Origin of the sequence: Geodermatophilus normandii (assembly GCF_003182485.1) — a bacterium.
Taxonomy (GTDB): Bacteria; Actinomycetota; Actinomycetes; order Mycobacteriales; family Geodermatophilaceae; genus Geodermatophilus; species Geodermatophilus normandii.
Window position 1 is genome coordinate 928,067 of record NZ_QGTX01000001.1, and the last position, 12,719, is coordinate 940,785.

A 12,719-nucleotide genomic window follows, 5' to 3' on the forward strand; every position below is an offset into this window, starting at 1 on the left:
AGCTCGGCCAGCCCGACGTTGAGCGTGCTGGCGCTCACCGTCGTGACCGTCAGACGCAGGCTCGTCGTCGCCCGGCTCGGGAACGAGACGGTGGTGGCCGCGCCGGAGTCGGTCAGGGCCGGCACCGCCACCGTGGAGCCGTCGGAGAAGGTGAGCGTTCCCCCGGTGACGCGGTCGGCGGCGGCGTGCCACCGCCGCTGGAGCCCGCCGTGCGCGCCTGGATCTCGGCCAGGCCCACGTTGCGCGTGGCGCTGCTGACCGAGGTCGCGGTGAACCGCACACTGGTGACCGACCGGGCCGTGAACGACACCCTCACCGGTCCGCCGGCGTCGTCCAGTGCGGGGACCGCGACGGTGGTGCCGTCGGAGAAGGTGAGCGTCCCGGCAGTGACCTGGTCGTCGGGGTTGGGCCGGTCGTAGAGCACGACGGAGCTGAGTCCGACGGGCTCCAGCCAGTTCAGCTGTAGCCAGCTGCCGGCGCGACCGCCGACTCCTTCGTGTGGTCACCGGGGTAGCCGTCGGCGACGCCGTTGATGGCCTTGGCGGCGGTCTCGCCGTCGGTCGTGTTCTGCGACGAGGCGGTCGCCGTCGCCGAGAGGGCGGCGTTCCCCTCGTCCGGAAGCTGGGACGGGTAGCGCTCGGTGGCCAGGTGCTGTCTCGGCAGCCAGGTGCCCTCGGGCCGTGAGCTGCAGTCCGACATCGTCTGGCACATCTGGGTGTCGTAGGGCGCATACGCGAGGAAGGCGTTCTGCTTGCCGGCCAGGTCGGTCCCGGTGACGTTGGCGGCCAGTTCCGCGCTGGGGTAGCCGAGGTACCCGGTGAGGGACGCCGAGAGGAGCGCCGGAGTTGCGCGCCTCGGCCGCGAGCCGGGCGATCACGTAGTGGTCGCTGTGGTCGCCGTCGTCGAAGCCACCGCGGTTGTCCAGGATCCGCACCGAGGTGACCCCCACCGCACTGATCAGCCCGCTCAGCATCGCCACCAGCGAGGAGCGGGTGCACGTGACCTGCGGCGTGTCGGCGGTCGTCAGGGAGGGGATGGGCACCGGCGTGGAGCGCCTCGAGGCTGCTGTAGCCGGTGCGCGGGAACCCGCTGCCGTCGATGTTCCCGTCGGACCGGCGCAGGAAGAACAGTCGGATGCGCGGCGTGCGCTCAGCGTCCCGGTCGTGACGCGGTTCCCGGCCACGGTCGTGGTCGACGTGGTCCACGTGTTGGCCACCCCGGCCATCTGCGCGTAGGCGGCCCGGATGCCGCTCTCCCGGTTCCGGGCATAGGTGGAGCCCAGCCCGCCGTCGCCGGAGGTGGCATAGACGCTGCTGACGCAGGCTCCTGTCTTCACCGCTCGCAGCACATCGGGGTTGAGGAAGAACAGGTCGTCGTCGGAGTGCGCGACGACGTCCACCGAACTGCCGGCCGTGCAGTCGGTGGCCCCGGCTGCCGGACCGGCGCTCACGAGGCCGACGGCGAACGCGGCGGCGACCACTGACAGGAGCGCCAGGGCGGACGCTCCGCGCACCGCTCCCATACTGCGGGCGTACCAGACGGCCGGCCTACGACGACGGGCCGGCGCCGGTCCGACGGTGGAGCGCGCGGGCATCCGACCTCCCAGTCCCCTCCGGGTCCACCGAGCCTCAAGTCGGTTCGGGGGCCGCGCACGGTAGGTCCCCTGTGCGGGCTGCACAGCCGGCCGCGCCACACGCCGTCCGCCGATGACACTTCCGGCGGAACACCGGCGCGCTTCTCACTGACCGTGATCAAGAATGTGCGGAATGATTGCACCGGCAACCCCCTGCCTCATGCGGATCGGCGGCGCGCCCTGTCTGTTCTTCTGTTGTTCGCCTGATCCGGCACGCACCTCGCCGCCATGGCGTTCGTCACCACCTCCGCAGGTCCCAGGCGCACGGACCGGGCCAAAGGTCCCTGCCCTAGAACCAAACTAGGCCCATTCCTAACGACGGGAACTTGCCTGATCACACTGTGTAGAACCGGACCTGGTGAGGCCTCGTCGGCGCTTGTGCCAGAGGACTTTGACCCGCTTTACAGCCACGCGGCGTTCCGGTAGGAATGCACCCGGCCGGGGGACACGCAGAGTGACGAGCCCCGGGAGCGACCGCAACCGGTCGTGATGAGTGCGGGCGGGGCAACGGGGCCTCCTCAGCCACGCACCCACAGGAAACGCACAGAGACAACGGGCAAGCAGTGACCCGCCGGACGTCCTATTGGTCGCCATGGTCCGGCGGTGAGCAGAGGCGAAACCGGGCCCGTCTCGCAACTTGAGGAGACCTCCGGCATGAGCCGCGACAACGTGACCCCGATCTCGCGACGGCAGGGCTTCGCGGATCCGCGCGTCACCGTCGTCATCCCGACCTACAACGAGGCCAAGAACCTGCCCTACGTCTTCGCGGCCATCCCCGAGGACGTCCACGAGGTCATCGTGGTCGACGGGCACAGTGTGGACGGCACCGTGGAGGTCGCCCAGGCGCTCCGGCCGGACGTGCGGATCGTCCTGCAGAACCGCCGCGGCAAGGGCAATGCCATGGCCTGTGGTTTCGCCGCTGCGACCGGCGACGTGCTCGTGATGCTCGACGCCGACGGCTCGGCCGACCCGCAGGAGATCCCCCGGTTCGTCGACGCGCTGACCGCCGGAGCCGACTTCGCCAAGGGCACCCGCTTCGCCAACGGCGGCGGCAGCGCCGACATCACCCGAGTGCGCGCCTGGGGCAACGGCTGGCTCAACCGGATCGCCAACCTGCTGTTCGGCACCCGGTACACCGACCTGTGCTACGGCTACAACGCCTTCTGGACCCACTGCCTCGACGTGCTCGAGCTCGACGCGAGCGACCGGGGCCGGACGGACCGGCTGTGGGGTGACGGGTTCGAGATCGAGACGATCATCAACACCCGGGTGGCCAAGGCCCGCCTGCGCATCGTCGAGGTCCCCAGCTTCGAGGCCGAGCGGCAGTTCGGGCAGAGCAACCTCAACACCTGGCGCGACGGCATCCGCGTGCTCCGTGCACTGGTCGTTGAGCGGTTCAACGGCCGCGGCAAGCCCGTCGTCACGAGCCGCCGAGCCCGGCTCGCTCCGATCGCGCGACAGACGTCGGCCGATGTCGTCCGCGGCCTGCCGACGCAGCGCACCACCGAGCCGGCCCCGGAGATCTGGTCCGCCTGAGCCGGAGGCTCCTGGCCGGGAGCGCGCCGGCCCTGGCCCTCGCGCTGGTGCTCGGCGTCGATGCGCTGAGCGCGGGCCCGGGCGCAGGGTGGCCCCTGCCGCTCCGAGGAGTGCTCGACGAGGCAGCTCACCTGGCGACGGCGTGGCTGGTGCTGGCAGCGGCCGGGCTCCGCACGCGCCAGCCGCTCGTGGCGTGGGCGCTGCTGGCCGTGGTGACCATCGACGTCGACCACGTGCCGCTGTACCTCGGGGTCCCGCTGGCCACCATGCCTGGTGGGCGACCTGTCACGCACTCCCTTGCGCTCGCCGCGGTGCTCGTCGCAGCAGCCTTGCTCGCCCGCCGCCGCCGAACGGCCCTGCTGGGACTCTCGCTCGGTGTCCTGCTGCACCTGGCCCGGGACCTGTTCAGCGGGTGGGGGGCTCCCCTGCTGTGGCCCCTGCTACCGGTGAACGTGCGCCTGCCGCTCGCCGCTCATGCGGTGGCGCTGGCACTCCTGACCGGCGTCGCGGTGGCGGTACGGACAGCGCGGCCGGTCAGCGGCGCAGTCGCAGACGCGCCATGAGCGGCCGGTCGTAGCGGTCGCACGAGCAGAGTGAGCAGTCGGTGCCCGCCCGGTAGTGGCTGTGGGCGACCTTGCCGTGGCCGCACGTGCACGGCTTGCCTGCGGGTGCCGTCCGGCCGGCCTCGGCGACACGCTGTCCGATGAACCTCATGGAGGAGGACGGCGCGCAGTGCCGCGACGGTCGGGGCTGCAGTCCCTCGATCGGGCTGGCGAAGGCGGGAAGAGCGAGGATCGGGCCTCGCATCCCCCCGGTTGACGGCCTGCGCAGGCCGGCGAGCAGGTCCATGCTTCCTCCCAGATCCCCCGTGACGCAACCTGCCGACCAGACCGTCGCGCGCAGGGTACGCCGGTACTGACGTCATGTCGGCCGCCGCGGCCGGCGCGTCGACCCAATCGACCGGAGCTCGTCAGCCGGCCGTGCGCAGCCACAGCCACCTGGGCGAGCGCCGGTACTGCGCACAGAAACACGCGCCGCAATCGGATCCCCTCCGGTGGTGGTCGTGCAGCACGCGCTCGTGACCGCAGCTGCACGACGGTCCCGGGTCACGCAGCGGAGGGCGTCCCACCGGCGTCGAGTCACGGCCGGACTGCGAGGACGGCACCAGGACGAGGTGACGCGCAGACCCGGTGCGTGCCTGCGCCGGCAAGCGGTGCCTCATCATGCCTCCTCGAACCACATTCGGCGTGGCGTCTCACTGTAGTCATGGCCTGACCACATACCGCAATGTTGCAGGCCCTCAAACCCCATGGGTCACGCAGGGCTCGGCGACCTCACCCGTGCGGAGGATCCTCCCGGCGACCGGCGTCGTTACCCTTGGCTCGTGGCGCGCCCCTCGACCTTGAGTGTCGTCATCTGCGCCTACACGCTCGAGCGCTGGCACGACATCGAGAACGCCGTCGCCAGCCTGCGCGGCCAGTCCCGTCCTGCGGACCAGGTCGTCCTCGTGGCCGACCACAACGACGCTCTCCTCGACAAGGCGCGCGGCGCGTTCCCCGACGTCACCTGTTTGCCGAACACCGGCCCGCAGGGACTCTCCGGTGCGCGCAACACCGGCGTCGCCGCCACGACCGGCGACGTCGTGGCCTTCCTCGACGACGACGCCGCCGCCGACCCTGCCTGGGCGGAGCGGCTGATGGCCGCCTACGACCCCGGGGACGTCCTCGGGGTGGGCGGTTGGGTGGAGCCGGCCTGGCAGGCGCCCCGACCCTCGTGGTTCCCGGAGGAGTTCCTCTGGGTCCTGGGCTGCAGTTACCGAGGGTTGCCGCGGACGCCGACGGAGATCCGCAATCCCATCGGCGCCAACATGAGCTTCCACAGGGACGTCTTCGCCGCCGCCGGCGGGTTCGACCCGGACATGGGCCGCTTCGGCGCCGACGCCGCCGGCTGCGAGGAGACCGAGTTCTCGATCCGCGCCCGCCGGACCGCCGGCAACGGCCGGATCGTGCTGGAGCCGCGCGCCACCTGCCGGCACAACGTTACACCCGACCGCGTCGAGCGGGCCTACTTCCGGCGGCGGTGCCGCGCTGAGGGTCGGTCGAAGGCGGTGGTGAGCCGACTCGCCGGCAGCGGCTCGGCCTTGGAGTCCGAGCGCAGATACGTCACCCGCACATTGCCGCGTGGCGTGCTGCGGGGTCTCGGAGACGTGCTGCACGGCGATCGGTCGGGCGGCGCTCGCGCCTGGGCGATCGTCGAGGGTGTGGTGTTGACCGCAACCAGCTACGGATGGGCACGCCTCCGCCAGGCCCGCTGGCCGACGTGACCCCAGCCTGACCAGGTGTTCTCGTCGAGCACACTCCGTCGAACCGTCGGACGCCGACACGCTCGCGACGTGTGACGACACGCTGGATATGAATTCGTGGTGTGTCTACACACCTACTCACAGCTATGTTGTTCGCCGTGTTCCTGAAGCTTGCCCTCGCCCGCCGGTTGATCAGTCTGTTCGCGGCCGCCGGGATGGTCGGCGGCGGCGCCGCCCTGACCCGCGAGGCCGTCTACTCGAGCCCTGCGCCGGCCGTGACCGCCTCTGCCGCACCGACGTCGCTCTCGGGCTGGGGTCGCCAGGCCACCACGCCTCGCGCGACGACTCCGTCCTCGGCGACGCCGTCCACGCCGTCCTCGGGGACGCCGTCCTCGGGGACGCCGTCCTCGGCGATGCCGTCCACCCCGTCCACCCCGTCCACGCCGTCGTCGACCACGCCGCCGGCCGTGGCCCCGAGTACCGGCACGCCGAGCACCACCGCCCCGAGCTCTGCTGCGCCCAGCGCCGGTACGACGGCCCAGAACGGTCCTCCCCGCGGCACGAACGCCACGTCGGCGTCCATCCAGACGCCATCGGCGCCGGCCACGACCCCGGCATCCCCGCCTGCGGCGGGTGCGGCCGGCGGCTTCACGGGGCTGTCGGCCACGCCGGCAGGGTGGCAGCAGGTGTACGCGGACGACTTCACCACCACCGCCTCGTCCAGCCAGGTCGCCCGGAGCTACCCCCGGCTGACGCCCTATCCGGACGGCTCCGGCGGAGGCAAGTACCAGACCGAGCTCATCAACGTCTCCGGCGGCAACCTCCAGATCGGCGTCCAGGGATCAGGCGGCCAGGCGCAGGGCGCCGCGCTGACCATCACCAACCCGACGACGCAGTGGGGCCAGACCTACGGCCGCTACAGCATCCGGTTCCGGGCCGACCGCACCTCCGATTCCGGCGCCGCGATGATGCTCTGGCCGGATTCCGACGTCTGGGCCGACGGCGAGACCGACTGCGTCGAAGGCGACTTCGACGGCACGATCCACTCGTTCAACCACCGGGTCGGGTCCAACCCCGAGCAGAACAGCCTCGCGGTCGACACCGGCGCGAACTGGCAGGAGTGGCACGTCAGCACGGTCGAGTGGACTCCGACCGCCGTCCGCTTCTACCTCGACGGCCAGCTCGTGGGTACCGACACCTCCGCCGTCTCCCGCGCCTCGCGGCACTGGGTGATCCAGACCGGCGGCACCGGCAGCGGTTCCCTGCAGATCGACTGGGTCGCGATGTACCAGTACACCGGCTGAGCTGGCGCTCCGGTCCTCACGTGGCCGGTCGCAAGGCTGTCTCCTCATGCTCCGCACGGACGCCGCCCCGGGCTCCGGCGCACCGCTCGACGAGCACCGCGCCCACCACCCGGGCGGCGTCCCGCCACGTGAGCTGCCGGACGGCGCGCCCCTCCGGGACCGGGACTTCGACGACCCGACGCCGGTTCCTGACCATCCGGACCTGCAGGACCGCGTCGACCTCGGGCCCGTCCCCCCACTGTCGGCGCGCGCCGGCCGAGCCGGGCCCGAGCCGCAGCGACGGCACGGCGCCTGCCCAGAAGGCGGCGAAGCCGTACCCGACGTCGGTGCACGGTGCACCCGACAGCGCAGCAGCTGCGCGACTCCCCCACCGGTGGACCGGGGCCGGGGCCGCATCACCGAGCGCCTGGCTGGAGGGGAACCGCGTGGCGGTGACGCAGTCGGCACCGGTCTGGAGCGCGGAGAGCAGCCTGGGGATCTCCTGCGGGTCCGCCGAACCGTCGGCGTCCATCGTGACGATCACATCGCCGGAGGCGACGGCGAGCCCACAGGCGACCGCATTGCCCTTGCCGCGACGGTTCTGCCGCACGACGAGGACATCGGGACGTACCGCGCGGGCGACCTCGGGGCTGCCGTCGACGCTGTGCCCGTCGACCAGCACCACCTCGTCCACGACGGTCGGGAGGGCGAGCAGGAGGGCCGGCAGGTTCCTCGCCTCGTTGCAGCAGGGGATCACCACGCTCACGCGAGGCGTCGGGACGCGTCCGGCGCCCGGTGCGGGGAAGTCCGCGGTGGAGGGGACCAGATCGACTGCGGTTCTCCGTGACGTCATGACTCTCACCTCTTGCTTGCTCGGTCTGGCGGGATGGGGACGGCGGGGGCCCGTGGTCGGGCAGGGGGACGCGGCAGGGGTGTCCCCGGGCAGGAGCGGATGTGGGCGCGTCAGCGCCCCGCGGACCAGCACGGTGCCTGCACCGGAGGAGGAGGCCGCCTAGGCAGGCCTCCGGCGATCAGTCCGGTGAGCAGCCCGGAGCGACGGTGCGCTCGACGACGGGCTCGCCGCCCGTCATCCGGACCTGGAGGGGGTCACCGAGCGATGGCAACAAGAGCTCCGAGCCGAGCACCGCGTGCAGGGCCTTGGTGACGTCGTGCTGGCCGCTCCCGGAGGCTGAGGAGCCGCCGCCACCGGCGACGGGTGACGGCGCAACGGGCGGGGGCGACGGGGTTGGAGCGGGAGCCGGCACCGGCCCACCCTGTCCCGGGGCGGGGGGATCGTCGGCCAGCACGCTCGCCGGGCCAGATGAGGGATCGTCCGGCGGGGTCGCGGCCGCGGTGGGGTGGACAGCCGCGCTCGACGACACGGTGGTCCCGCGGATGCGGGCGAGGTCGCCCGACGGGGGTCCGACCGCGGAGGAAACCGTCGGTCCGGCGCCCCCACAGGTCACGGGCGACTCGGAAGCCGTCACGTCGCCGGCGGACGCCGCGGCGTCGACCACCGGCTCGGACGCGCTGTCGTCAGCGTCCGCGGGCTCCAGGACCGAGGCGTCCGGAGGGGGCGCCGGCAGGCCGGCGTCGGACGCGCCCGCCGGGGCGGCGTCCGCGCCGGTGCTCGTAGCCGGAGTCGTGGCCGGGGTTCCGGCCGTCGTCGGGTCCGTGGTCGTGACCGGGTCCCCGGTCGTGGGGTCCCCGGTCGTGGGCACCACGACCGGGACCTCGAGAGGTGTACCGGGCAGCACCTCGGGCGGCGCGGATAGGCCGGGCGATGGGACCGGCAGATCCGGTGCGGTCGTCGGAGGACCCGACTCCTCGGCCGAGTCCGGGCTCGGCTCCGCCTGGGGTGTCCCGGGGTCGTCCTCGACCGTCTCCGGCGGGACAGGTCCCGGATCGGCCGACGGCGGCCCCGGGTCCGTCGGCGACTCCTGGTCGAGGTCGCTCCACGATTCGGGGATGGTCGGCACAGCCGATTGACCGGAGGGGCCGGGCCCCTCATGAGCCGATTCGTCGAGCGGGCCGACCGCCTCCGACGCCGACGGGTGGCCGATCTCCGCGGTGCCGTCCGACCCGCCGACCTCGGCCCTCGCGGAGTCGGCGAGCGCGATCGACAGCAGGCACACACCGGCGACGGCCGCCACCACGAGGAGCAGGAGGCGGAGCAGCCGGACCGGCGCGGGGAGCGCCACGGCGTGCCGCACCGGCACCGCCCTGACCTCTCCTGGCACCGCTACTCCTCGCTGGTGGGCCCAACTCACCGGGCGCGGCATCGCCGCGTCACCCCGACGACCCTGACCAGAGCCGTTCCGCGAGGCAACCGTCGGCGCCAGAACCCGCCCGCCCCGCCGAGAAGTCCTACGCTGCGTGTGCGACCCTCAACAAGCCGTAGTGCGGGAGTACGGAGGGCGCCGGCACGTCAGTCCGTTCGCCGTGAGCGCCAGTTCGATCGCCGTGGGGCCCGGCGGTAGCGGGGGCACTCACAGAGGCTGCAGTCGAGCCCCGCCCGGTAGTGCTCGTGCGCCGTCCGCCCGTGGCCGCAGGTGCACGGCGACCCCATCGGCACGGGTGGCTGCTCGACGGAGCGTTCCCGCGGCCGCGTCTCGGGTGGGGGGTCGTCAGGCCGGACCACGCGCAGACTCGGCAGCTGTTCCCCGTCCGGAGCATGCACCGCGAGCCCTTCCGACGCCCACCGGCAGCGATGGTGTCCTGCGCGACACAGGATGTACGGCTGGGAACGGCCTGCGCAACCCGCCGGCGTCCGAAGTCAGCCGGCTGTGAGCGCGGGGCTCACGACGGCCATGCAAGCAGGCGCGACCTGCACAGACAATCGGCCCACCGACGACGCCGGGAGCGCACCGGCAGGATCAGCGGCGTGCTGATCCTGCCGGTCCCTGGTGGTCCTCCCCCGCTCCGGGGCCTCCATCCGAGGCGGCTGTCCGGCCGGCTGCCGGCACGAGTGGTACGTCGCGTGTCTCGCCGACCCCCGCCATGCGGACGGCCGTGTTTGGCACCGCTGCAGGTGGGGAAGCCAGTATGCCGGGTCAGAGCGGCCCGGAGGACCGAGCGGTCCTGAGGGAGTGACCGTGCTCATCGCCGTCATCTGCGCCGCGTGGCTTGCCCTGGGCCTGCCGTTTGCCCTCGCGCTCGGCCGCGCACTGCGTCACGCGGACGCCGCCGACCGCGCTCGGCTCCCCGCCCTCGAGGTCCGATTTCGCGAGCTGCGGTCGGTGGCCGGGGCCGGGGCCGGCGCGGCGCGCTGATCTGCGGGAGCGCCCGCTTAGTCCTGCTTCAGGGGTAGGCGCTGCGCCGACGCGTCGAGCGACAGCGCGTCGCCGCGGCGGCGCAGCCAGGACGCCGGCAGGACCAAGCGCGGCGCCACACCCACGAGGACGGCGACCAGCACGGCGACGCCGGACAGCGCCTCGCCGGACTCCTCGACGAAGGTCGCCATCGCCGACCACTGCGACCCGACCGAGGCCGACCCGACCGAGGCCGACACGGCCGACAGGCCGACCGCGGCCAGCGCGAACAGACCCAATGTGCACAGCACCCGGCGCCGGTCGCGCCGCTCGGTCCGGCTGGCGAAGGCCAGGACACCCAGGACGGCGACCGCGACGAGCGCGCTGACCAGCGTGGCCCCGGCCGGGGAGACCACGGATGCGAGAGCCTGCATCGCCGTGACGTGCACGGTGCCGCCTGCCTTGACCACGGAGATCCCCGCGGTTACCACGCCGACGGCGAGCCACCAGGTCCGCCGGCCCGCGTTGCGCGCAGCGCCGGCGACCGCGGCCATCGCGGCGGCGCCGAAGAGCGCGGCCACGTACAGCCGCGGCAGGGAGCCGGGCGCGTCCATCGACAGCAGGTGCGCCACCTGACCGGTCGTCCCGCGCAAGCGCATTGCGTAGCCGGCCGCCTCGAGCGCCACGGCGAGGAAGGCGAGCCCCACTCCGACGGGAGGCAGCGGCACCCGCCGGCGGGCAGGGCGCGCGACGGCGGGGGCACCGCCGAGCGCGGCGGTGGTCAGCGGGCGGTCGACACCGGTCCCGGGCGAGTAGCGGTCGGCGAGACGGATGCCCCGTCCCAGGACGACGCCGAGCGCCACGGCGACGACCACCCAGACGGCGAGCCCGCCGACGATCCACATCCACACGGGAACAGCATCGGCGGATCGGACCGCGGACGTGACAGTCCCGTCACACTGCGGTGGTGTCTGTGACGGATGAGCCAATGCTGACGGATGAGACATCGTTTCGCCCGAAGTCTGCATGTCGGTTCTGCTCAGAGCTGGAGCGGAACCTCAACAAGCGCGAGCGCCGACAGGTCATCGCCATACCGCGCGAACTGCGGGCGGCCGTGTTGGCCCGCCATGGACGTCATCGGGGGTCGCTGCTCAAGGGGCCATCGAGGACGACCTCCGCCTCGCGGCCTCCCGCATGGCGAGAGTGACGTATCCGCCGACCCAGCGAGCGTCCCTGAACATGAGGCCGCCACCCCCGAACCGATGCGGTGCTCCCGTCCGTCACACCCCTCAGCTCGCTGAGCGTGGTGACGGGGGTCGTTCGCTCAGCCGGCGCGGCGACCCAGGGCCCGGTAGGTCCAGCCGGCGGCGGTCCAGGCCTCGCGGTCGAGCGCGTTGCGCCCGTCGAGGACCCGCTTCTGCCGGACCAGCTCCCCGAACGCAGCCGGGTCGAGCTCGCGGTACTGGCGCCACTCGGTGAGCACCAGGACGGCGTCGGCGTCGGCCGCGGCCTCCTCCGGGGTGGCGGCGTAGTCCAGGTGCGGCCACTCGCGACGGCTGTTCTCCACGGCGGCGGGGTCGGTCACGCAGACCACCGCGCCCTGCAGCTGCAGCTGGGCGGCGACGTTGAGCGCCGGGGAGTCGCGGATGTCGTCGGAGTCGGGCTTGAACGCCGCGCCGAGGACCGCCACCCGCTTGCCCAGCAGCGACCCGTCGAGCACCTCGCGCGCCAGCTCCACCATGCGGATCCTGCGGCGCATGTTGATGTTGTCGACCTCGCGCAGGAACGTCAGCGCCTGGTCGGCACCCAGCTCGCCGGCACGGGCCATGAACGCGCGGATGTCCTTGGGCAGGCAGCCGCCGCCGAACCCGAGCCCGGCGTTGAGGAACTTCCGCCCGATTCGGTCGTCGTAGCCGATGGCGTCGGCCAGCAGCTTGACGTCGGCACCGGTGGCCTCGCACAGCTCGGCCATCGCGTTGATGAAGGAGATCTTCGTGGCGAGGAAGGAGTTGGCCGCCGTCTTCACCATCTCGGCGGTGGCGTGGTCGGTGGTGACCTTGGGGGTCCCCCGGGCGACGATCGGGGCGTAGACCTCGTCGAGCAGCCGCTCGGCGGTCACGCCGTCTCCGTCGGGAGGCAGGCCGTAGACGAGCCGGTCCGGGTGCAGGGTGTCGCGGACGGCGAACCCCTCGCGCAGGAACTCCGGGTTCCAGGCCAGGAGGGCGCCCGGCACCTTCTCGCCGAACATGGCGGCGAGCTCCGCCGCCGTCCCGACGGGGACCGTCGACTTGCCCACCACGAGGTCACCGGGCGCGAGTACCTGCAGCAGCGACTCCGCGGCGGCCTGCACGAACCGGAGGTCGGCGGCGTACTCACCGTGCTTCTGCGGGGTCCCGACGCACAGGAAGTGCACCTGCGCGCCTGCTGCGTCCGTGACGTCCGTGCTGAAGCTCAGCCGTCCGGCCTCGAGTGCGCGCGCCAGGAGCTGCTCGAAGTCGGGCTCGTAGAAGGGCGCCCGACCCGCGCACAGCGCCGTGATCTTCCGCTGGTCGACGTCGATGCCGACCACCTCGTGGCCGATCTCGGCCATCGAGGCCGCGTGCACGGCGCCGAGATAGCCGCAGCCGATGACCGAGATGCGCACCGCCGCCTCCTCGCGCCGCCAACACTTAGCGTCCGAAGTGCATCATGCAGGCGCTGTCCGCGCCCGTTGT

General features: G+C 72.7%; 11 protein-coding genes and 2 pseudogenes. 5 read left to right on the top strand and 8 right to left on the bottom strand.

Features of this window, described 5'->3' with window-relative positions; translation table 11 throughout:
• Positions 1–2: 2 nt before the first annotated feature.
• From JD79_RS24460 to JD79_RS24470, 3 genes and pseudogenes are all read right to left on the bottom strand, one after another.
• Positions 3–170: pseudogene (locus tag JD79_RS24460) on the bottom strand (DUF7402 domain-containing protein); the annotation flags it as partial.
• Positions 113–543, bottom strand: a pseudogene (locus tag JD79_RS24465) (DUF7402 domain-containing protein); the annotation flags it as partial. The pseudogenes JD79_RS24460 and JD79_RS24465, both read right to left, overlap by 58 nt.
• Positions 503–1,594, bottom strand: coding sequence for a PIG-L family deacetylase (locus tag JD79_RS24470; protein ID WP_110004576.1), 1,092 nt, complete (start codon positions 1,592–1,594; stop codon positions 503–505). The pseudogene JD79_RS24465 and the gene JD79_RS24470, both read right to left, overlap by 41 nt.
• Positions 1,595–2,287: 693 nt before the next feature.
• Between JD79_RS24470 and JD79_RS04685 the strand changes: the two genes are divergently transcribed.
• The 3 genes from JD79_RS04685 (at position 2,288) to JD79_RS04695 (ending at position 5,492) form a co-directional block, all read left to right on the top strand.
• Positions 2,288–3,169 carry a glycosyltransferase family 2 protein gene (locus JD79_RS04685; RefSeq protein ID WP_110004577.1) on the top strand — a complete coding sequence of 294 codons (882 nt, stop codon included), beginning with the start codon at positions 2,288–2,290 and terminating at the stop codon, positions 3,167–3,169.
• A gap of 47 nt (positions 3,170–3,216) precedes the next feature.
• Entirely contained in the window at positions 3,217–3,732 is a 516-nt protein-coding gene (locus JD79_RS04690) for a metal-dependent hydrolase (RefSeq protein WP_211307868.1), read from the top strand.
• A gap of 746 nt (positions 3,733–4,478) precedes the next feature.
• On the top strand, positions 4,479–5,492 hold the full coding sequence (locus tag JD79_RS04695) for a glycosyltransferase family 2 protein (protein WP_110004579.1): 1,014 nt from the start codon (positions 4,479–4,481) through the stop codon (positions 5,490–5,492).
• Positions 5,493–5,724: 232 nt separating this feature from the next.
• On the opposite strand, the gene JD79_RS22430 is transcribed toward JD79_RS04695, so the two are convergent.
• Positions 5,725–6,138: a hypothetical protein gene (locus JD79_RS22430; protein WP_170149052.1), complete on the bottom strand. Its 414-nt coding sequence runs from the start codon at positions 6,136–6,138 to the stop codon at positions 5,725–5,727.
• A 19-nt stretch (positions 6,139–6,157) separates the two neighbouring features.
• On the opposite strand from JD79_RS22430, the gene JD79_RS04705 reads away from it, so the two are divergent.
• A complete protein-coding gene (locus JD79_RS04705; protein WP_170149113.1) occupies positions 6,158–6,775 on the top strand; it encodes a glycoside hydrolase family 16 protein in 618 nt (205 codons plus the stop codon).
• Positions 6,776–6,791: 16 nt separating this feature from the next.
• Here the strand turns inward: JD79_RS04705 and JD79_RS04710 are convergent, their stop codons facing one another.
• A complete protein-coding gene (locus JD79_RS04710; RefSeq protein WP_170149114.1) occupies positions 6,792–7,520 on the bottom strand; it encodes a glycosyltransferase family 2 protein in 729 nt (242 codons plus the stop codon).
• A 265-nt stretch (positions 7,521–7,785) separates the two neighbouring features.
• Positions 7,786–8,907, bottom strand: coding sequence for a hypothetical protein (locus JD79_RS04715; RefSeq protein ID WP_146220390.1), 1,122 nt, complete (start codon positions 8,905–8,907; stop codon positions 7,786–7,788).
• Between the two features lie 942 nt (positions 8,908–9,849).
• Here JD79_RS04715 and JD79_RS22435 point away from each other — a divergent pair.
• Positions 9,850–10,026, top strand: a complete 177-nt coding sequence (locus JD79_RS22435; RefSeq protein ID WP_170149115.1) for a hypothetical protein — start codon at positions 9,850–9,852, stop codon at positions 10,024–10,026.
• Positions 10,027–10,043: 17 nt separating this feature from the next.
• Here the strand turns inward: JD79_RS22435 and JD79_RS04725 are convergent, their stop codons facing one another.
• Positions 10,044–10,910, bottom strand: a complete 867-nt coding sequence (locus tag JD79_RS04725; protein WP_110007432.1) for a hypothetical protein — start codon at positions 10,908–10,910, stop codon at positions 10,044–10,046.
• A gap of 419 nt (positions 10,911–11,329) precedes the next feature.
• A complete protein-coding gene (locus JD79_RS04730; RefSeq protein WP_110004584.1) occupies positions 11,330–12,649 on the bottom strand; it encodes a UDP-glucose dehydrogenase family protein in 1,320 nt (439 codons plus the stop codon).
• Between the last annotated feature and the right edge of the window lie 70 nt (positions 12,650–12,719).